This is a genomic window from Amycolatopsis halotolerans (genome assembly GCF_042647905.1).
In the GTDB taxonomy this organism is placed as follows: Bacteria; Actinomycetota; Actinomycetes; order Mycobacteriales; family Pseudonocardiaceae; genus Amycolatopsis; species Amycolatopsis halotolerans.
The window spans coordinates 64507-84486 of record NZ_JBHRWI010000076.1 but is presented as its reverse complement, the minus strand read 5'-3'; the positions used below and the strand labels follow the sequence as shown (position 1 = coordinate 84486).

Sequence of the window (19980 nt, the reverse complement as noted above, 5' to 3'; positions counted from 1 at the left end):
GACAAACGGCACGGGCCGTCCCGGCGGGTCGATGGTGGAGTGGCTCCATGTTGCACATAGCCAAATCGGGCCTGACGAAATACGAGATCACCAGCGACAACCGCCCGCTCACCGTGGTCGAAGGCCGGTCCGGAGGACAGTTTCGGCTGGACGGCACCGGCTACCGGATCCGCCGTCGGCTCGGCACCTACCAGTTGCTGGCGGCCGACGGGTCGGTGCTCGCCAGCACTCGCCGCCCGGGCGCGCGAAACTGGAGCGTCGAGAGCGGCGACGAGGTGCTGCGCTTCCGGCGGACCGGCCGCCGCGACCACGCTCGGGTCGACGAGGCCGGGACCGTCTCCGCCAGCTCGGCTGACCTGCCCGGCGTAGAACCGGAGCTTCAGGTGTTCGTGCTCGCAGCCCTGGCGATGCGCACGCGCCGCCGACGCGTCGTGGTCGTCGCCGGGAGTTGAGCGGCGGCTACGCTGGACAGGTTCGCCCGCCTTCGCTGGAGAGACCTTGTCCGACCGCCGTATCCTGACCGCCGACTGCGGGAGCTGTTTCGCGCTCTGCTGCGTCGCGCTCACTTTCACCAAATCCGCCGATTTCGCCATCGACAAGCGCGCCGGCGACCCGTGCCCGAACCTGCGGCACGACTTCCGGTGCGGCATCCACGATCAATTGCGCCCCAAGGGTTTCGCGGGCTGCACCGGGTACGACTGCTTCGGTGCCGGACAGCAAGTGTCGCAGGTGACCTTCAGCGGCCGCAGCTGGCGCGAAGCTCCCGAAACCCGCAAGCAGATGTTCGCCGCGCTGCCCGTGATGCGGCACCTGCACGAGCTGCTCTGGTATCTCACCGAGGCGCGCTCGCTGGCCGCCACCCGCGAGATCCACGCCGAATTGGACGCGGCGATCGCCGAGATCGAGCAGACGACCGCCGGACAGGCGGACGCAGTGCTGGCGATCGACGTCGACGCACGCCGGGCCCAGGTGAACCCGCTGCTGGCGCGCACCAGCGAACTGGTCCGCGCCGGCGCCGGACGCAAGAAGGACCGTCGCGGGGCCGATCTGATCGGCGCGAAACTGGCCGGAGCGGACCTTCGCAGCACGAACCTGCGCGGCGCGTACCTGATCGCCGCCAATCTCCGGGGCGCGGACCTGCGCCGCGCCGACCTCATCGGTGCGGATCTGCGCGACGCCGACATCCGCGGCGCCGACTTCACCGACAGCCTTTTCCTTACCCAGTCCCAAGTCAACGCCGCCCGCGGCGACGCTGCGACCAAGCTGCCTTCACGGCTGGCCCGCCCCGAACACTGGTAGTCAGCGCGGCCGGGTAGATCCCACGACAACCCCGCCGAGCCGGGCGATCCAGCTGCCGCACACACAACGCACGTACTCGGTCCGGCTGGCCGCCGACGCGGGAACGACAGCGGAGGCGGGCAGCTCGGCCAGGGGCCAGCCGCAACGGGGGCAACGGTTTTCTTCCATGCCGTCATGGTGCGGTAATGGTTCAGTGCAGTTCAACCCTTACGGATTGCCGCAGGGCGGAGCGGGACTTCCGCGGCTTCAACCGGGTCGGAGTCGCGCGCCGTGGCACCGAACCCCGCGCGAGGACCGTCCGATGAGGACGGAGATCAGGCGACGATGAGTGCGGCGACGGCGTCCCCCGCGGAGACTGTGCGTCCTGTCGTGCGCTGGTAGCGCCGCACGAGGTCGCGATGACGGAAGCGGCACCCGAGCCGTCTTTCGGCTCGCAGCACCGGATTGCGCTGCGGGATGGGGAAGGCCGCGGCGAGGCCGGCGAGCAGGGCCCGTTGATCGACGCCTGCGACGTCGAAGACCCACGACGTGCCGGGATCAAGCGCGACCAGCACGAAGGCCAGGTGTTCGGTCCGGTGCTCCCGTTCCCGGCGGGCGAGGGCGAGCCGCAACGACGCCTCGTACGCCGCTTGCGCGTCCAATCCGAGCGGAGGTTGTTGCCGGGCGCATCGTCGGCGTGCTTCCGTCGTTCCAAGAGGCAGCAACGGTTCGCGGACAGGCGGGCGGTCGAGTGCTGACCCGGCCAGGCCCTGGAGATCGATCCCGAGCGGCGCCAGGACAGTTCGGTCCGCGGCCGCGCCAGCGCCCGCCGGAGCAGCCAGAAGAACGGCCCGGCGGATCGCCTCACCGGTCGCTCCGTGGCTGGCCAGTACTGCGGCGACGGAACTGCCCGCGGCGAGGGCCAGCAGAAGATGTTCACTGCCTGTGCGCGGATGTCCGAAGCCGCGCGCCAGCGTGATCGCCTGGCGCACCACCTGGCTCAGCTCAGGGTGATCTCCTCGGAACATCAGGCCCCCTCGGCGCGGTGGTGCTTGCGGTGCACGGTCTGCTTGGTGACACCGAGGCGGACAGCGATGTCCCGCCACGACCATCCGTTCCGCCGCGCCGCCGCCACCTGCTCGGCCTCCAACTGCTCGACCAGCGTGCGAAGCCGGGCCACAGCCCGCAATCCCGCATCGGGGTCGGCTCCGCGAACGGCCCGGTCGAGATCGGCAATCATCGACATGGCCGTCAGCATATGCTGACGATCGTCCGGGTGGCAATCGCGCTCCGGCAGGAATCGAAGCTGCCTTCCCGGACGTCGGAGCCGGGTCAGCTGGGCCACGAGTCATTGCCGCGGATCAGCCGCGCCCTCATTGCGACGGTGCATCGCGCGATAGCGACCAGGAGCGTGCCCCACGACCCGTTTGAAAGCGCGCGCGAACGCGAATTCCGAGTCGTACCCCACCTTCCGCGCGATCTGCCGCAGAGGCGCTTGCCCCTCGCGCAGCAGGCGGGCGGCCACGGTCATCCGCCAGATTCCGAGGTACTCCATGGGGGCGTGACCGGTCGTCGAGGCGAATCGGCGGCTGAACCGGGCTCGCGGGACGCCGACGGCGTGTGCGAGTGCCTCCACAGTCCAGGGTTTGCCGGGGTCGTCGTGCAGGAGCGCGAGCGCGGGGCCCACCGCGGGGTCGTGGAGCGCGTGCGCCCACCCGACCAGTTGGTCGGGCTGGCCGAGAAACCAGGACCTCAGGGTGTAGGTGAACAGCAGGTCGAGCAGCGAGGCCACCACGGCGGGCGTGCCGCGGCCGGCCTGGTCGACCTCGGTGGTGAGCAAGTGGACGGCGGCGGCGAGGCAGGTGCCGCGCATTTGGCTCGCCGTGACGTGCACGACGTCGGGCAGCGAGGCGATGAACGGGTGCTGCGGTGCCGGTTCGAGCAGGTACGCGCCGCAGACCAGAACGGTCTCGGGGCCGTCTCCCTCGATGACGAGGTCGGTGGCTGACAGCTCCTCCAGGTCGGCGCCGAACAGCTCTCGTACGGTGCGTGCGGGTCGGCCTGGGGTGTCGGCGGCGACGTGCCCGGCGCCGGACGGCAGCAACGCGACGTCTCCCTGCGCGAGATGCAGCGGTTGTCCGCCGTCGGGGACGAGCACGCAGGAACCGGCGATCACGACGTAGATGGTGGCGATCGAGCGCGACTCGAACGCGATGCCCCAGGGAGCGTGCAGCAGCGCCCTGCCGTAGACGACGCCGCCGCGCCGGAGTGCGGCGACGATGTCGCCCACGACCTCGGCCACATGGTCGCGCTCACGGCCGACCGCCTTCACCGTCATACCCGATTCGCTCCGGCACGGCGCCGATCGGACATGAATCTGTCGAGAACTGTCATGGCGCGCGTCGATGACCCATTCATACGGTGATGTCGTTACCGTTTCGACCCTACCTTGCGAGGAACGCGTGCCCGCCACAGTTCTTGTCCTCGGCGCGACCGGACGCACCGGACGCCGCGTGGTGTCCTTGCTGGCCGAGCAGGGGCACACGATCCGGGCGGCGAGCCGGACCCCGGGGAGCGCGGAGGGTTCGGTGACGCCGGTCCGCCTCGACTGGGACGACCCGGCGACCTACCCGCCCGCGCTGGACGGCGTGGACGCGATCTACCAGTGGTTCCCGATCAGCCCCGACCCCACGGCAGAGGTCGCGGCGCTGCTTGACCACGCCAAGGCCGCCGGGGTTCGCCGGGTCGTCCATCTGTCGAACATGACCGCGCATCTGTCCGGCGGCGGATTCGCGGCGCACGGAGTCGAGCGATTCCTCGAAACGGGGCCGGTGCCCGCGACGATATTGCGTCCCAACGTCTTCGCGGAGAATTTCTCCGAACACCCTGCGATCCTGCAGGGAATCCGTACCGGTGTGGTCTCGGTTCCCGCGGGCGACGGCCGGGTGGCGCCGATCTCGGTCGAGGACATCGCCGCCGTCGCCGCGGCCGCGCTGACCCAGGGCGGGCATCAGCACCAGACCTGCTCCCTGACCGGACCCCATTCACTGTCCTTTTCGGACATGGCCGCGATCGTGGGCGACGCCGCGGGAAGACCGGTGCGGTACCAAGCGACGGACCCGGCCGAGTTCCGCGAAGCCCTGCGCGGCGGGGGCACCCCCGGTCAGGTCGCCGACTTCTACGCCGCCATGTACGAAGGCATCCGCAACGACTGTGCCGCCGACGTGACCGACGACGTCCAGCGGATCACCGGCCGGCCGCCGGTCTCCTTCGCCGACTACGCCCGCGCCGCCGCAGGCCTGTGGCGGTGATCAGCCCGGCGGCGTCAGAGACGTCCGAACGCGGGCGGGCGTTTCTGGATGAACGCGTCGATGCCCTCCTTCGCATCCGGCGTGTCGAACAACCTGCCCAGCGCCGCTTGATCGTCGGTGAGCGCGGTCTCCAGATCTTGCTCCACTCCCTCGTCGATGCGTCGCTTCGCCGCGCGGGCGGCCTTGGCGGGCAGGAGAGCGAGCGTCGTGGCCAGTTCCAGCGCCTCGGCGGGCAACCGGTCCGGGGCGACGACCTTCGCGACGACCCCGCGCGCGAGCGCCTCGTCGGGGTAAACGGTGCGTCCGGTCAGGACCAGCTCCTTCGTCCACCTCGGGCCGACCTGGCGGGCCAGTCGCTGCGGACCGCCTCCGCCGGGGATGAGGCCGAGCTTGATTTCCGGCAGGCCGAAGCGGGCGGTTTCCGCGCAGAGGATGACGTCGCAGCAGAGGGCGATTTCGAAGCCGCCGCCGAATGCGTAGCCGTTGACTGCCGCGACGGTCGGTTGCGGCAGTGCGCTGAGCGCGTCGAAGACCACCCGCGAACGTCGTTGGTACGCCTCGAATTCGGCTCGCGAGGAAGTGCCGTACTCGCCGATGTCCGCACCGGCCACGAAGCCCCGGCCCGTGCCAGTGAGGATGACGGCACGCACGGCATCGGCGTTGCGCAGGGCCGCGATCTCGTTCCCCAGAGCGGTGATCAGCGAACCGGAGAAGGCACCGAGCTTGTCCTCGCGCTCGATCCGCAGGATCCGGACCGCGCCCTCGTCGCGCACGACCAGGTTGGGGTGGACGTCAGTCATGGGCGGCACTCCTCACCGCGGGAGTCGTGAAGCGGGCAATCTCTTCGTCGGTGAGCACCTCGCGCAGCACCTCCGCGGTGTGCTCACCTGCCCGCGGCGGGGCCGAGCGGAGCTGCCAGGGCGTCTCGCTGAGGGTGACGGGGCATCCGATCAGCGAGATCGGGGATCCGTCGGGGCCTTCGGTGGTGATCAGGAGGCCCGAATCCTGCTCCCGCAGCTCGGCGACGGCCTCTTCGGTGGTCCGCACGCGCGCTGCCCAAAGTCCTGCGGCACCCAGAGTCTGGACCCAATGTGCCACGGGCTCCCGGCGCACGAGCGACTCCAGGCGACGCTTGACCTCGTCCCGATCCGCCCAGGGGTCGAGATCGGCGAGCGACGGGTCGCCGACTACGTCCGCGACGACCTCCAGCGGGGCCATCGCCAGAGCGATCCAGCCGTCCTTTGCCGCGTAGACGCCGAACGGAGCCGACAGCCACGCCTGGCCGATGCCTTCCTCGGACCGCTCGTAGCTGCCGTCTTGGTTGAGGAAAGCGGAGATCTCCTGGCACTGCATGGCGATGGCGGTCGAGTAGAGGTCCACTTCGACGCGCTGCCCGATTCCGTGCCGTTCCCGCGCGACGAGAGCCGCGAGGATCCCGTTCGCGAGAGTCAGCGCGGTGGCGTGGTCGACGATCGCCGTCCCGGCGGGTGTCGGCGGGTCGCCGCGTCGACCGGTCGCTGCTGCCAGTCCCGACATCGCCTGGATGAGGAGGTCCTGTCCGGGACGGCGCTCGCGGGCGAACGGCGTGTCCTGCCCCCAGCCCGACCCGGAGCAGTAGACGACGTCGGGCCGCACCGCGCGGATGTCGTCGTAGCCCAGTCCCAGTTTGTCCATGACTCCCGGGCGGAAGTTCTCGACCACGACATCGCACGTCGCGGCGAGGCGCAGCAGCGCGTCCCGCGCGGCCGGGTCCTTGAGATCCAATGCGAGCGACCGCTTGTTGCGGTTCATCGCGAGATACGCGGCCGATTCCCCGGCGACCAGGCCGCCCATCATCTCCAGCGAGCGTTCCCACTCCCCCTCGGGGCCCTCCACCTTGATGACGTCCGCGCCGAGGTCGGCGAGCATCTGCGTCCCGTACGGGCCGAGCATCATCTGCGTGAAGTCGAGGATGCGGATCCCTTCGAGCGCCTGGGTCATGCGACTGCCTCCTTCGTCGGCGGCTCGGGCGCGACGGAATCCCGCAGGGCCCGTCGGTCGACTTTGCCGTAGTGGTTGCGCGGCAAGCTGTTTCGCACGTGGACGTGCCGCGGCTTCTTGTACGAGGCGATGGCGCCCGCGCATGCGTCGCGCAGGGTCGTCGCCAGGGTTTCGGGGTCGCGCAGGGCATCGTCGTCGACGACCACGAACGCGTGCACCGCCTCGCCCCACTGGGGATCCGGCACGCCTGCCACCGCGACGTCGGCCACCCCGGGGACCCGCTCGATGACCTGTTCCACTTCCCGCGGCTGGATGTTGTACCCGCCGGAGACGATGACGTCCGAGCTGCGCCCAGTCAGGTGCAGATAGCTGTCATCGTCGACACGAGCCAGGTCGCCGGTGGCGAACCAGCCGTCGGACAGCACCTTCGCGTCGAGGTCGGGTCGCCGCCAGTAGCCCGGCATGACGACGCTGCCCCGCACCGCGAGGACGCCGTCGTCGACGCGGTGCTCGACGCCGTCGACGAACCTGCCTGCTGACGTGAGGCGGCTCGAGTCTGAGCCGACGGCGGCGGATTCGTCGTGGTCGGCCGGTGTCAGCACGGAAAGCGGTGCGAGGGCTTCGGCGAGCCCGTAGAACTGGGTGAGCACGCCCGGGAATCGACGGGACGCGCGGACCAGCACGTCGGTGCTCACGGACGAGCCGCCGTACGGGAGGCAGCGGAGGTTCCGTCCGCTCGCGGGCCGTTCCTCCGCTGCTTCGACGAGGCGTGCCAGCAGAACCGGCACCAGCGGCACGATCGTTCCGTCGTACCGGTCGACTAGGTCGAGGACGGCTCCGGCGTCGAATCGCCGCTCGATCACCGTCCGGGCGCCCTGGATGAAGCAGTCGAGCGCGACCGACCCGGCGAAATGGGCCGCCGGGGCCGCGAGGACCACCGTGTCCGCCTCCGTCACGGGAGGCAGACACGCGAGCGAGTGTCGGGTTCGCGCAACCCAGGCACCTTGCGTGACCACAGCCGCCTTCGGCGCGCCGGTCGTGCCGGAGCTGTACATGAGCATTGCGACGTCGTCATCTTGCGGGCGCACCGGTGCTGTCGTCTGCCCGTCGTCAAGGGACGGCAGACAGTCAGCATTCAGGCCGACGACGACGGTGCGGGCACCAGCGTCGTGCAGTGCGGCTCGCAGCAGGTCGGCTTGTCCGGGGTCGGCGCACACGACGGCCGCCTCTGCGTCGAGGCAGATAGCCGCGACCTCCCGGACGTGGAGTCTCGCGGAGACTGCGACCCGAACGAGGCCGAATCCGAGCAGGGCTTGATCGAGCAGCCGGGTCGTCACGCCGTTTTCGAGGTGCACGACGACGCGGTCGCCTTCGGCGGCACCGTGCTCGACGAGCAGGGCGTGGATGCCTCGCGCGAGCCTGGCCGTTTCGGCGAACGTGAGCCAGCGTCCGTCGTGAAGCAGCGCGGGGGCGGCCCCGTGTGCCTCGTAGGTGTGCTCGAGAATCTCCGGCAGCGTGCGGCTAGCCCACATGCGCACCGGCCCACAAGTTGTTGAGACGCACCACGATCCGCGCGTCATCGGCTCCCGCGCGGATCATGTCGTGCAGCGCAGATGCCGCCACGCGCTGGTACCGCGGGTAGGACGGCACCCGGGGGCGCAGGAACGACTGCTGCATGGTCGAAAGCGTTCCGCTGAAGAACTCTCCGGCGAGCGGGTCGCTCCAGGCACGGGCCGCTGCGGGCTGACCTCCTGCCGCCAGGTAAACCCCGGCCTGCACCTCCGGGGACGTGGCGAAAACGACGAAGTCCGCGGCCTCCTGCGGCTGGGCCGACCGCGCTGACACGGCGAGGCCGACCCCGCCGGTGAGCGACCCCGTTGCCATCCGCCCACCCGCGACCGGCGCGTCCGAGAAGACGACGCGCCGGTCGCGGGCGTAAGTGCAATAGCCGAAGACAAGCGGCGTGTACAGCGCGGGCCCGGCGCCTGCGAGTTCGTCGAGCACCTGGATCGGGTTCGCCTCGAACGACCTCTCGGGCAGCAGCGCCAGCACCTCGCGCAGCAATGCCAATGCCTCCGACACGGTGTCGGCATCCAGCCCGTCGTCGCCCCACCAGCCGGGCAGGTCGCCCGGACGGACGGCTTCGCACATCGACAGCAGAGTGCCCCACAGATGCGTGGGATTCGCGGCGAGCAGAGCGCGGGCAGGCCCGAGCGCGGCCAACTGCGCGAGGACGTCCGGCCACGTGCGCGGGAGGTCGGTCCCAGCCTTGGCCGCGCTCACCATGCAGGCCGCGTCGACCGGCAGGGCCATCAGCCGGTTCTCCCACACATAGCTCCGCAGGCTCGGCCCGACGTAGGCCGTCGCCCGGTTCTCGAGCACCTCCAACGGCAACGGCGCGAGAGCACCGGCGCGCGCGGCGTCTCCGACGTGCGGATGGTCGATCGCCAGAAGGTCGAACTCGTCCGCCAGTTCGTCGAGCGGAACGTCCTCGAATTCCTCGAGCGACCGCGCCGTCCACTCGACGGATATGCCCGTGCGGGCTTCGTATTCCGCGGACGTGCGGACGATAGGGTCGATGGCGCGGGGGTGATCCCACGTAAGCCCCCGTAGGCGCGTCATGGCCTGGGTTCTCCTGTCAGTCGTGATGGACGGGGCTGGCCGGGCGCGCTGCCCGCGGCTCCGGATTGCGCGCCCGGTTGCGCTGATGGATGCCGACGGCGACCAGGCCGGCGATCGCCACGACCTGCAGCACGACGAGGTAGTACGCGGGAGCGAGGAGCGACCCGGTGGACGACACGAGCGCCACCACGATGTACGGGGCGACGCCGCCGAACGCCGCGTTCGCCACCGCGTAGACGATGCTGAGGAACGAGGTCCGCACGCTGCCCGGCGCGAGCTCCGCCAGGAGCGCGGGCGTCGGGCCGGCGACCAGGCCGAGCGACGCGGCGAACAACAGCACCGCGGCGCCGATCGCGACGGTCGATCCCGCGATGAGCAGCTGGTAGCCGGGGACCGCCACGACGGCGAGCAGGACCGCGCCCGCCAGCATGACCTTCCAGCGCGCGAACTTGTCGGACAGCCAGCCGCCGAGGACGACGAACAGCGCGTACGCGCTGAGGCCGACCAGCGACGCGGTCAGGCCCTGGCTGATCGGCCGCTTCAGGACGCCTTCGAAGAACGTCGGCAGGAACTGGAGCGTGACGTAACCGCCCGCCGTCCACGACACGATCGCCGCGGTGCCCGCGATGATCATGCGCCAGCTCGAGCGGAAGACCTCCTTGATCGGAGCCTCCTCCAGCGTGCCGGTCGCCTGCAGCTCGGTGAAGGCGGGCGACTCGTCGATCCGGCGCCGGATGTACCACCCCGCGAGGCCGAGCGGCAGCGAGAGCAAGAACGGGATGCGCCATCCGAAGCCGTGCAGGAACTCTTCGCTCATCGCCGAGGTCAGCGCGGTGCCCAGACCGGCGGAAACCGCCAGCGCGGCCACGATGCTCGCGGGTTGCGCCGAGCCCATCAACCCTCTGCGGCGGCGGTCGGCGGACTCGAACAGCAGCGACGCCGCTCCCCCGAATTCGCCGCCCGCGGAGAACCCCTGCACGAGCCGGAGGACGGTGAGCGCGATCGGCGCCAGCGCCCCGATCTGGTCGTAGGTGGGCAGGACGCCGATCAACGCGGTGGCGACCGCCATCATGAGGATCACGACGGACAGGACCCAGCGCCTGCCGTGCCGGTCCCCGAGGTGCCCGAACACCAGCGCGCCCACCGGCCGCAGGACGAAGGCGGCCGCGAAGATCGCCAAGGTCGCGAGCAGGCCCACGAACCCTTCGCTCTCCGGGAAGAAGACCTTCGCCAGAACGGCGGAGAAGTAGCCGTAGATCGCGAAGTCGTACCACTCGACGAAGTTTCCGGCGACGGCGGCCGCGACGATCCGCGGTCTGCTGCTGGGTGAGGTCGGCATGAGGCGTCTTCCTTGACGTGGGGGAACGGTCCGGCGAGCGCACCGGGAAGCACGAACAAGGCGACGGTAACACGTGTTACCAACTTGGCAAAGAGACAACCTCGGACCCTCGTGACGCATGACGGGGCTCCGAGGCCGCCGTCAACGAGCGGGAGAACCGCCTCTTTGACTGGACGCGCGCGGCGGTGCCGTGGAGTCGCGCACGACGATCCGCGGCTCCGGCTCCGTGACCTTGACCTGCTTGTCCACGGTCTCGCCGTCGAGCAGCCGCATCGCCGTCTCGACCGCGGCCGCGCCCATCTCGCGCAACCCCATCCGGACGACAGTCAGGGCCGGTTCGAGGTATGCGGCGTAAGGCATGTCGTGGAACCCGACGATCGACAACTCCCCCGGCACGTCGATGCCGAGTTCCCTCGCCGCGATCAGCGCGCCCACCGCGGCCTGCACGCTGTGCACGACAATGCTCGACGGCAGCGGCCCGTTTTCCGCGAGCCGGAGCAGTGCGCGCCGTCCGGACTCGGGCTCGTGGCCGCCGTCCCCGACCCAGCGGTCGTCCAGTTCGAGGCCCAGCTCCCGCAGCCCCGCGACATGCCCGTCGACCCGGTCCGCGCCGCGCTGCGTCGCCCCGTCCAGGTGGAGCAGGCCGATCTCCCGGTGTCCCAGGTCTGCCAGGTGCCGCACCGCGAGCATTCCGGCCGTGTGCTCGTCGGCGCTCACGCTTTGATAGTCGGCGGATCGCTCGTTGACCAGAACCGTCGGGATGCGCGCGGCGGCGGAGTGCGCGATCGCGGCGTCGGAATCGTCGCCCGCGGGCAGCAGCAGGAGGGCGTCGATCGCATCGCTCGCGACAAACCGGCGGAACGTCGCCGCGTCCCGGTGAAGCTCGGCGGCGTCGGCCAGCATGAGCACTGAGCGATGCCGGTTGATGGCCTCCTGCGCGCCCTTGATGACCTCGCTGTACACCGGATTGCTCAAGTCGTGCACCGCCAGCCCGATCGCACCGGCTCGAGACGCGCGCAACGCCTTCGCCGCGTGATGCGGGATGTATTCCAACTCAGCGGCGGCCGCCAGCACGCGCTCGCGGGTCTCGGACCGGACCCGCAACGCCTTGTCGCCGTTGAGGATGCGCGAAACCACAGCGTGGGTCACGCCTGCCAGGCGCGCTACATCCTTGATTGTGGGCACTTGTGGATCGTAACTGCCTTGTAGCGGAGCGCGGCTGTTATGCCGAGGGCCAGGCAGTGTCAGCAGCGGATCGCGGGCCTCGACCTCCTCGAAGCCTGTTCTCCGGCCGTTGCGGCCTACACGTTTTCGTTCCCCAGCGGCGGGATGACGCGGGCGCGGTCACGGCTGGCTGGTAGCCACCTTGACGCCGAATCCGATGAGGACGACGCCGGTGATGCGGTGCATGGCTCGGCGCACGGCGGGTTTTTCGAAGAACGCGCGGGCTTTCGCCAGCAGCAGCACGTAGCTGCCGAGCCAGATGAGGGTGAGGACAGCGTGGATCAAGACCAGCAGCGCCATCCCAGCTTGCGGAGCGAGCCCCGCAGGCGCGAGCGTCGGAAGCAGGCCGGTGTAGAAGACGGCGATCTTCGGGTTGAAGAGGTTGCTGATCAGGCCGGTCCGCCACGGGTTTCCGCCCGGGGGCGACGTTGTCGGGCCGGACTGTGCCGGGCGCTTTCGGCTGTGGAGCAGTGCCTGAATGCCGAGCACGAGCAGAAAGGCCGCTCCGGCGAGCTTGACGACGGTGTAGGCCGTGGCCGACGCGGCCAGCAGGGCAGCCAGGCCGACCACGGTGAGCAGGCCCCACACCAGCAACCCCGCGGTGATGCCGCCGACCGTCCGCAGACCGTCCTGCCACCCGCCGGCGATGGCCCGCTTGGTCACTACCGCCATGTCGGGACCGGGAACCACAGTCAGCACTGCGAGAATCCCCGCCGCCGCGAGAAACTGGAAGAACATGAGCCCCACTCTCGCAGCATCGAACGGCGGCGCCTACTTTGTTTGCGCTGCAGGCGGTGCCCTGGTCCGGTAGGCGACATCGCCGTCCGGGCGGCTCTCGGCCACCCCGACCTGGCCTCGGCAAACTGATCTGCCCGCGTTAAATCCGGTCGCGGGCCGAGCACCTCGTCGGGCACCCTGCTCCGCGTGTCTCCAGCGCATATCTCCGGCGTGGAACTGTCGGACCGCCTCTATCACGAGGCGGTCCATCCCCTGCTGTCCCGCCACTTTCCTGGCCTGACCCACACCGCGGCGTTGATCGGTGCCGGCTCCGAAGTGCTCGGGTTCGACACCGTCCGCTCCACCGATCACGACTGGGGACCGCGCCTGCAACTTTTCCTGCGCCCCGACGACCTCGCTGAATACGGCACCAGGATTTCCGAAGTATTCGCCGAGCGACTGCCCGCCACGATCGCTGGCTACTCGACCAACTTGGTCCCGACCGGCGACCACGGGACGCGGCACATGCGGCCCGCGCTCGGACGCGTCCAGCACGGGGCCGTGATTGCCGAACCCGGCGCCTGGCTGACGGACTACCTCGGCTTCGATCCCCGAGCCGAGATCACCACGCTCGACTGGCTGGCCACTCCCACCCAAATTCTGGCCGGGGCCACCGCCGGCGCCGTTTTCCACGATGGCCTGGCCCAGCTTCACCCTGTCCGACGGCAGCTGGCCTGGTATCCCGACGACGTGTGGCGCTACCTGCTGGCCTGCCAATGGCAGCGCGTCAGCCAGGAAGAACCCTTCGTCGGACGCTGCGGCGACGTCGGCGACGAACTCGGATCGGCGATCATCGCGGCGCGCCTCGCCCGCGACCTGATGCGCCTGTGCCTGCTCCTCAACCGGGTCTACCCGCCCTACAGCAAGTGGCTCGGCAGCGCGTTCGCCCGCTTGCCCTGCGCGACGCGGCTCGCGCCGATACTCGCTGCTGCCGTGGCGGCGACCGACTGGCACGAGCGTGAGCACTGCTTGGCCGCCGCCTACGAAGCCGTCGCCGCCCTCCACAACGAGACCGGGCTCACCGAACCGGTCGACCCCCGCACGCGCTCGTTCCACGACCGGCCCTACCGGGTGCTGCACGCCGAGCGCTTCACCGCGGCCCTGATCGCGACCATCCACGACCCCGCGCTGCGCGACTTGCCGCTGACCGGTGCCATCGACCAATTCGCCGACAGCACCGATGCCCTCGGCTCCCGCACGCTTACTCGACGCCTTGCCCAAGCAGTCTTCTCCAACCGGGCCGAAGCGCTCGGCGGACCCCGCCTGATGTGAGACAGCCGTGCAGCGGTGACGCTGGCATCCCGCTCCCGATCAATCAAGCGGCTTGGCCACAGTGTTCGACAGCGTCCCCGCCATTCCTTCGGCAAGGCGCAGTGCCCGCCGGTCGTCGAACCGTGCTCCTTGGATGGTCAGCCCGACCGGAAGGCCTGCCTCGGGGGTGGCCAGCGGAAACGTGACCATGGGCGCGCCGAGCATCGCGCCTGGCGTCGTGTTCCGCGTGTAGACCTCGAAAGCGTCGACGCGGCTTCCCAGATGCTCCACAGTCCCGTCGCAGTCGGCCGACGGAGCCGGTGCGGGCGTGGTAGGGAACGCGAGCGCGTCGAGTGCGTGCTTGCGCAGCAGTTCCGCGTAGCTCGCTCTCGCTTGGTCGGTTTGCCGCTGGGCGATCGCGTACGCGTCGGGCGACACCGGTGACTCTAGCTCCGCTTCCAGGATCTGCCGGACATCAGGGCTGCGCACGTCAGCGACCAACCGGGCGAACGCTTGCTCGGGGTCCATGCCCAGGGCGCGGGCGGCGACGTCGCCGAGCAGACGGCGGGCTTCCCAGCAGACGATCGGCATCGCCGCCGCACGGGTCAGCTCCCAGATGTCCGCGAGCTTCACCGGCACCAGCTCGACGGTGTCCGCGAGCGCGTCCAAGGCTGGCTCGATCGCCGCTCGCGTAGCGGGGTGCAGCTCGCGGAACAGCTCTGCGGGCACACCGATCCGAGGACGCGGAAAGTCCTGGTCCGGATCCATTGTTCCGCCGAGCATCGTCAGGTCGATCTCGGCGAGGCGTCGCACCGATCGCGCGAAGAGGCCGGGGGTGTCCCGCGTCCACGACAGGCCGACGATGCCCGCGCTCGGCCAGCGTCCGGTGCTGGGGCGGAATCCCGCGACCCCGCACAGGCTGGCGGGGATCGAGATCGAGCCCCCGGTGTCCGTGCCCAGCGCGACCTCGGCATGGCCGCGCGCGACGACGGCGGCGCTGCCGCCCGAGGATCCCCCTGCGAGATAGCCAGGGCGGCCGGGCAGGCGCACCGCGCCGTAGGAGGCGTTCTGCGAGGTGATCCCGAAGGCGAGTTCGTGCATGTTCGCCATGCCGACGACCACCGCGCCGGAGCGGCGAAGCAGCGCGACAACCGGGGCGTCGGCCTCCTCCGGCCTGACGTCCAAGAGCTCGCATCCCGCGGATCGGCGCAGTCCGCGCACCGAGATGTTCGCTTTCACCGCGAGCGGATACGGCTTCCCGCCCGCTAACGGCACTTGGGCCGCGATCTCGTCGGCAGTACAGGTTTGCGTCCAGTCTCCTGGTTCCGGTCGTTCGACCGTGTCGAGGACAGCGGTGCGGGCGGTGACGCCCGCCGGGGTAAGCGGCATCCGGGGCTCCTTTGCAGCGAATGAGGCTTATCCGGGAGTCTCGGCATGCCGGGCGGTCTCCGCCATCGTCATTTCTGACGATGGCGGAGGTGGTGCGCCGCCAGAGCCGCGCGGTTGGCGGCACCGGTCTTGGCGAACGCGTTGCTCAGGTGGGTCCGCAACGTCGGCGGCGCGATGCCGAGGACCGCGGCGATCTGCTTGTCGCTGTACCCGTCCGCGACCAGCTCAGCCACCTGGGCTTCGCGGCTGGACAGCGGCTTCTGGCCGGACGGGGCTTGCCGAGGCCAGGTCCGGGAGACCAAGTCCCCGAAAGACCGGAAAACCCGCGCGTCCGCCTCGGTGAACGCGCGGCCGCCGCGTCCCCGCCACAGCCGCAGGTCCACGGAACCGGGACCGGCATTGGCCGGGAAGTAGTTCATGCCGTGATACATGCCGCCGCGGTGCAGGAAGTCCTGGACGAACTCGGCGGAGACACCGACAGCCGGAGAGACCCGCGAAGCGCTTCCCCGCGCGAAAAGTTTCGGGGTCAGGTCGTCGACGTGCCGGAAATGCCGGTGGTAGGCGCGAAGCGCGTCATCGCCGAGGTCAAGCTGAACCGGATCGGCGTACGGCCCGGACGAATCGCAGACGAAAGACGCGAAGACGTCCGCCCCGAGCATGCGACGCAGGACATCCCCCAGCAGCAGGCGCTTCGCCTTCGGCGGCGAGTCCGAGAGGACAATGTCGATCGCTTCGCACGTCAGTGCGTACTCCTGGCCCATACCGCCTCGCTTCGGTGCGAAGTAGCGAGCGCGACGACGGCTCAGCTCCGTCGGCTCCCTGCTCGCACGAAAGTGTACGGGGCCGCTGTTCCGCAGGAGGCCGACCTCAGGCAGCGGCGAATACCGCGACGGCGTGGCTCCGGCGGACGGTCAGGAGGGCGGGGTTTCCAGGCGTTCGGCGGTGTCGACGAGCAGGCGGACGATCCAGCGCCAGTCGTCCGGATCGCTGGTGACAAACGGTTTCCGGGCGAAGAGGTACAGCCGGTTCTGGACGATTTCGATGTGGACCGGACGCGCGGTGTACCGGTCCAGGAGGTCCGGGGAGAAGAGGGTGCGGTCCAGGATGGCCTGGATCTGGCGGGCCCTGCCGAACGGACCGGAGACGGAGAAGACGGTCGTGCCGGGGCCGGTGAGGTCGGGATGGCCGAGTGCGTCGTTCGCGCCGCCGGTCAGGACGCCGGTGCGCTTCGCCCGCGAGTTCAGGAGAAGATGAGAGAGCTTGGAGTCGAGCGGAGTGGTCGCGTAGTGCCAGCGTTCGGCCGCCACCTCGCGGGTCCCGGTGACATGCTGGTACCACCCGAACTCCATCGGACGCGGCTGGTCGAACACGACGACGTCGCCCGCCGCCCGGCGGGTGCCGACGGCGAAGATCCCGGCCGCCTGCTCCGGATTCTCGACAGCCCAGCGATAACTCAGCCCGTTGCGCGCCGCGAACTGCATGATGCGGTAGCGGCTGATCCGCCCCCGAGCGCCGTCCTTGCGCAGCAGCCGGACCACCGGAACGACCAGCGCCAGCCCGACGAGCAACGGCGACAGCCCGAGGATCCGGATGCCGAACCCGCCGCTCGGGTAAGCGTGCGTGAGGTACATGCTCAGCGGCACGCTGATCAGCCCGAAGAAGACGACGGCGAGAAAAACGAGCCAGAGCGCACAACAGGCCACGTCACGACCCGGGCGATCGCCGTTCCGCTCCGCGTGGGCCAGCACCGCCGCCGGATCGACCGGGGCGGAAAAGGGGGAAAAGTCCAGATCCTCGGGCACGGCTTACGCTACCCCGGCGAGCAGGCAGACGTTGGCGGGGCGGGTTCGGCTGCCGGACGGCGGCAGCAGACCGGATGTGCCGAATTCGGTATCTGTCACCGGTGAAGGGTCTGGGCCTCGCGGAGTCGTTGCACACCTGGAGGCCATGGCAGACAAGATTGTCCAGGCGGAACTAGACGGCTACGTACGAGACCTTCGGAACGAGCCGTGAGCCACGGCCGACACGAGAAGCACTTGCGCACAACCCAGTGACATGCGGGACGCTGGTGCCACCAGCCTGCGGAGGTGCGGACAATATCCAAAGTCGTCGACGCATCGCATACCCGCCAGATCGCTGAGGAAGTTCATGCGTATTTTGCTCTTCTCGATGCCAGCAGTCGGTCACTTTTTCCCGCTGGTGCCGTTGGCTCGGGCAGCGCAGGCCGCTGGGCACGAAGTGCTCATGGGCTCGTGCGGAGAAGAGGAACTGCTGGCCGAGGCGGCGCTGCCCATTGCCGACATCGCACCCGGGATCACCTTGAAAAGCCTCTTCACCGACTTCCACCGTGGGTACCGGGAAGTCAACGAGCGCATCATGGCTGGTGTCGTGTCCGAGGACCTGGAGGGCGTGCACTTCGGAACCTTCTCCGACTGGCTGGCAGACGGGGCGGTCGCCACCGCGCAGAGGTGGCGACCTGATCTGGTGGTCTACGAGCGGATGGCACCGTTCGGATTGCTGGCCGCGAAGGTGGTGGGCGTGCCTGCGGTTCGGCACGACCTCGGGATCTCGCACGGGGAACGAGCAGGGCAGTTGCGGCACATGGCCGCAGCGCTGCAGCGGCACGGAGTTCAGGAATTGGTTGACGACGGCCCGTGGCTCGACATCGCCCCGCCGAGCATCACCGGCGCGCGGCGCGGCGGCTGGCTGATGCGCCCTGTGCCGCACAATGCGGGCGGAGAGCTTCCGAGCTGGCTACGCCGGAAGCCGCGGCGAGCGCTCATCGCGGTGACGCTGGGAACGATCGTGCCGCGGATGCAGGGTGTTGGTGTGGCACAGCGGATCCTAGCGCTTGCACCGGAGGTAGACGCGGACTTCGTGCTCGCACTGGAGCCGCGTGACCGTCACAAGCTCGGTGCCTTGCCAGTCAATGTGCGCGCTGGTGGCTGGTTGCCGATGGGAGCGCTGCTCGCTGCCTGCACAGCCGTGGTGCACCACGGAGGCTCGGGAACGATGTACGCGGCGCTGGATGCCGGCGTGCCGCAATTGATGGTTCCTGACGGAGCGAGCGACCGAGAAGTCAACGCCGACGCCATCGTCGCGCGCGGTGCCGGCATGGCGTGCGCACTGGACATGCTGGATGCGGCCGTGTTGCGGAGACTCGTCACAGATGAAGCTTTGCGCACCGCGGCGCAGGAGGTCCGCGCAGAACTGGCCGATATGCCCAAGCCTTCTCAAGTGGTAAAACGCTTCGAAGAGCTGGTCAGCTGAAATGACCGGCGAACACACCGACTTGATTCTTCCGTCGAGGATCGGGCGCTCAGCGGCGGGAAGGGTTCCATCGGTGTCCGTGCCTGCGATGGAACCCGGTGCGCACCGAACCGAGGACTACGCTGCCGAACCATGACGGCAGAAGCGCCTCTCGCCGCGGTCCGCGCCGAACTCAGGCCGGAATTCCACCAGTTCGCCGTCGGGACCGGCGACGTGCTCACCGCCGCACACCAGCTCAGCGAGCGGCGGTCCGGCAGCGGCCAGGCGACCTCGTCGGACACCTGCGTGCTCTTCACCCTCCAGGCGGGAACCGCCGACGTCCGGCTGACCGTCGAGGTCTGGGCCGAGGCACCGGCTCCTCTCCCAGCACCGACCCGGAGATTCACCGGCGCCCTCTCGGCAGACGGCGAACTGCTCCAGATCGTCTCGATGGCGCCGTCGCCGAACGACCCCGCGCTCGTTCTCCCCGGTGCCAGGGACTACTCCGTCGCGGCGTATCTCACCGAGGTGTCCCGCGATTACGACGACGTCTTCGACCTCGACGTGAGAACGGAACACTGGCTGGTCCGCTTGTGGTGACCTCCGGCGGAGTTCGACGTCGGTTTTGACGCCTAGACATCGTCGATGAAGGTCACCGCGGACATCTACGCAAACGTCACCCAGGAAGTCGCCGTCCGGATACTCGCGTCAGCGATCCCCCGGCAGGCCGCTTTGCACCGCGCCCTCGGGCTCACAGGAGACCACAATGGACAGTGCAGTGTCGGGAGGACCTCGTCCGAACAGCACAAACCCCAGGTCGCCAACACCGGCGACCTGGGGTCAGAAAGTGGGCCGCCAGGGACTCGAACCCTGAACCCGCCGGGTAAAAGCCGGCTGCTCTGCGCGATTGAGCTAACGGCCCGCGGCGAGGCGGGAAAAGGAGCTGCCCGTCGAGGGTTCGAACCTCGGTTTCCGCGTCCAGAGCGCGGCGTCCTGCCAGTTGGACGAACGGGCATGGGCTCCCGGTCCAGGATTCGAACCTGGGCCCGCGGATCCAAAATCCGCGATGCTGCCGGTTACACCAACCGGGAACGGGCCGTAGCCAGTCGGATGCCCGCGGGTCGAACGCGGTGTCTCCTGGTCCCGAACCAGGCGGGGTCGCCGATGCCCCTCGCATCCGGGGAGTGCGGGCCGGACCCGCACGAGCAGGCCCCGGCACCCCCTCGGCACCGGGGCCGTACCCCTGCCAGGACTCGAACCTGGCGCCTCCGCATTCGTAGTGCGGCGCTCTTTCCCGATGAGCTACAGGGGTCTGCGTCCGGCTGCGGGGCCGGTCGCGAACGGCCGGAGGGCATCGAACCCTCTTCTTCGGTTTGGAAGACCGACGTGTCCGCCGAGTTCACCACGACCGCAGGACGCGCCCTGGCCAGGGCGCAGTGGTGAAGGAGGGAGTCGAACCCTCATTGCCCGCAAAGGCGCCCGGGTTACAGCCGGGTGGGGCCGCCACCGCCCCGTCTTCACCGTGCGGGTCCGGCGGCGCGTGGCTGCCGGACCCGGCGC

General features: G+C 69.6%; 19 protein-coding genes and 5 tRNA genes. 6 read left to right on the top strand and 18 right to left on the bottom strand.

All coding sequences use genetic code 11. The features are described from left to right. Window positions 1–47: 47 nt before the first annotated feature. A complete protein-coding gene (locus ACFORO_RS44225; RefSeq protein ID WP_377872428.1) occupies window positions 48–452 on the top strand; it encodes a hypothetical protein in 405 nt (134 codons plus the stop codon). 46 nt (window positions 453–498) lie between these two features. Further along, entirely contained in the window at window positions 499–1299 is an 801-nt protein-coding gene (locus tag ACFORO_RS44220; protein ID WP_377872427.1) for a pentapeptide repeat-containing protein, read from the top strand. Window positions 1300–1613: 314 nt separating this feature from the next. On the opposite strand, the gene ACFORO_RS44215 is transcribed toward ACFORO_RS44220, so the two are convergent. The 3 genes from ACFORO_RS44215 to ACFORO_RS44205 form a co-directional block, all read right to left on the bottom strand. Next, window positions 1614–2306: a Clp protease N-terminal domain-containing protein gene (locus ACFORO_RS44215; protein ID WP_377872424.1), complete on the bottom strand. Its 693-nt coding sequence runs from the start codon at window positions 2304–2306 to the stop codon at window positions 1614–1616. Continuing rightward, window positions 2306–2518 carry a sigma factor-like helix-turn-helix DNA-binding protein gene (locus tag ACFORO_RS44210; protein ID WP_377872556.1) on the bottom strand — a complete coding sequence of 71 codons (213 nt, stop codon included), beginning with the start codon at window positions 2516–2518 and terminating at the stop codon, window positions 2306–2308. The genes ACFORO_RS44215 and ACFORO_RS44210 overlap by 1 nt, the downstream gene beginning before the upstream one ends. Before the next feature lie 108 nt (window positions 2519–2626). Then, window positions 2627–3616: an AraC family transcriptional regulator gene (locus ACFORO_RS44205; RefSeq protein WP_377872422.1), complete on the bottom strand. Its 990-nt coding sequence runs from the start codon at window positions 3614–3616 to the stop codon at window positions 2627–2629. 124 nt (window positions 3617–3740) lie between these two features. Between ACFORO_RS44205 and ACFORO_RS44200 the strand changes: the two genes are divergently transcribed. Continuing rightward, window positions 3741–4589 carry an NmrA family NAD(P)-binding protein gene (locus ACFORO_RS44200; RefSeq protein ID WP_377872420.1) on the top strand — a complete coding sequence of 283 codons (849 nt, stop codon included), beginning with the start codon at window positions 3741–3743 and terminating at the stop codon, window positions 4587–4589. A gap of 14 nt (window positions 4590–4603) precedes the next feature. Here ACFORO_RS44200 and ACFORO_RS44195 read toward each other — a convergent pair whose 3' ends face one another. From ACFORO_RS44195 to ACFORO_RS44165, 7 genes are all read right to left on the bottom strand, one after another. Continuing rightward, on the bottom strand, window positions 4604–5389 hold the full coding sequence (locus ACFORO_RS44195) for an enoyl-CoA hydratase/isomerase family protein (protein ID WP_377872419.1): 786 nt from the start codon (window positions 5387–5389) through the stop codon (window positions 4604–4606). After that, window positions 5382–6569 (bottom strand): CaiB/BaiF CoA transferase family protein, encoded by a 1188-nt coding sequence (locus tag ACFORO_RS44190; protein ID WP_377872418.1) that lies wholly within the window; start codon window positions 6567–6569, stop codon window positions 5382–5384. Before ACFORO_RS44190 ends, ACFORO_RS44195 begins: the two co-directional genes overlap by 8 nt. After that, window positions 6566–8101 carry a class I adenylate-forming enzyme family protein gene (locus ACFORO_RS44185; protein WP_377872554.1) on the bottom strand — a complete coding sequence of 512 codons (1536 nt, stop codon included), beginning with the start codon at window positions 8099–8101 and terminating at the stop codon, window positions 6566–6568. The genes ACFORO_RS44190 and ACFORO_RS44185 overlap by 4 nt, the downstream gene beginning before the upstream one ends. Beyond that, the gene (locus ACFORO_RS44180) at window positions 8091–9191 is read right to left on the bottom strand and encodes an extracellular solute-binding protein (protein WP_377872416.1); all 1101 of its coding nucleotides are present in this window, start codon (window positions 9189–9191) and stop codon (window positions 8091–8093) included. Before ACFORO_RS44180 ends, ACFORO_RS44185 begins: the two co-directional genes overlap by 11 nt. A gap of 16 nt (window positions 9192–9207) precedes the next feature. After that, entirely contained in the window at window positions 9208–10530 is a 1323-nt protein-coding gene (locus tag ACFORO_RS44175) for an MFS transporter (RefSeq protein ID WP_354744429.1), read from the bottom strand. Window positions 10531–10671: 141 nt separating this feature from the next. Next, window positions 10672–11715, bottom strand: coding sequence for a LacI family DNA-binding transcriptional regulator (locus ACFORO_RS44170; protein WP_377872415.1), 1044 nt, complete (start codon window positions 11713–11715; stop codon window positions 10672–10674). Between the two features lie 159 nt (window positions 11716–11874). Beyond that, window positions 11875–12492, bottom strand: a complete 618-nt coding sequence (locus ACFORO_RS44165; protein WP_377872414.1) for a LysE family translocator — start codon at window positions 12490–12492, stop codon at window positions 11875–11877. Window positions 12493–12702: 210 nt separating this feature from the next. Between ACFORO_RS44165 and ACFORO_RS44160 the strand changes: the two genes are divergently transcribed. Beyond that, window positions 12703–13803 carry a DUF4037 domain-containing protein gene (locus tag ACFORO_RS44160; protein WP_377872412.1) on the top strand — a complete coding sequence of 367 codons (1101 nt, stop codon included), beginning with the start codon at window positions 12703–12705 and terminating at the stop codon, window positions 13801–13803. A 39-nt stretch (window positions 13804–13842) separates the two neighbouring features. On the opposite strand, the gene ACFORO_RS44155 is transcribed toward ACFORO_RS44160, so the two are convergent. The 3 genes from ACFORO_RS44155 to ACFORO_RS44145 all read right to left on the bottom strand — a co-directional run bounded on the left by ACFORO_RS44155 (window position 13843) and on the right by ACFORO_RS44145 (window position 16973). Further along, complete coding sequence (locus ACFORO_RS44155) at window positions 13843–15171, bottom strand: amidase family protein (protein WP_377872411.1); 1329 nt, start codon at window positions 15169–15171, stop codon at window positions 13843–13845. A gap of 68 nt (window positions 15172–15239) precedes the next feature. Continuing rightward, on the bottom strand, window positions 15240–15932 hold the full coding sequence (locus ACFORO_RS44150; protein ID WP_377872409.1) for a helix-turn-helix transcriptional regulator: 693 nt from the start codon (window positions 15930–15932) through the stop codon (window positions 15240–15242). A 150-nt stretch (window positions 15933–16082) separates the two neighbouring features. After that, window positions 16083–16973, bottom strand: coding sequence for a hypothetical protein (locus ACFORO_RS44145; protein ID WP_377872407.1), 891 nt, complete (start codon window positions 16971–16973; stop codon window positions 16083–16085). Window positions 16974–17319: 346 nt separating this feature from the next. Here ACFORO_RS44145 and ACFORO_RS44140 point away from each other — a divergent pair, with 346 nt between their 5' ends. Beyond that, entirely contained in the window at window positions 17320–18441 is a 1122-nt protein-coding gene (locus ACFORO_RS44140; protein ID WP_377872406.1) for a glycosyltransferase, read from the top strand. Window positions 18442–18573: 132 nt separating this feature from the next. Continuing rightward, window positions 18574–19020, top strand: coding sequence for a hypothetical protein (locus ACFORO_RS44135; RefSeq protein ID WP_377872405.1), 447 nt, complete (start codon window positions 18574–18576; stop codon window positions 19018–19020). A 248-nt stretch (window positions 19021–19268) separates the two neighbouring features. Here ACFORO_RS44135 and ACFORO_RS44130 read toward each other — a convergent pair. The 5 genes from ACFORO_RS44130 to ACFORO_RS44110 all read right to left on the bottom strand — a co-directional run bounded on the left by ACFORO_RS44130 (window position 19269) and on the right by ACFORO_RS44110 (window position 19832). Beyond that, window positions 19269–19342, bottom strand: a tRNA-Lys gene (locus ACFORO_RS44130). Between the two features lie 21 nt (window positions 19343–19363). Further along, window positions 19364–19435, bottom strand: a tRNA-Gln gene (locus ACFORO_RS44125). 4 nt (window positions 19436–19439) lie between these two features. Continuing rightward, window positions 19440–19511: transfer RNA gene (locus ACFORO_RS44120), tRNA-Gln, on the bottom strand. Between the two features lie 147 nt (window positions 19512–19658). Next, window positions 19659–19732: transfer RNA gene (locus ACFORO_RS44115), tRNA-Arg, on the bottom strand. A 27-nt stretch (window positions 19733–19759) separates the two neighbouring features. Next, a tRNA-Gly gene (locus tag ACFORO_RS44110) sits at window positions 19760–19832 on the bottom strand. Window positions 19833–19980: the final 148 nt, after the last annotated feature.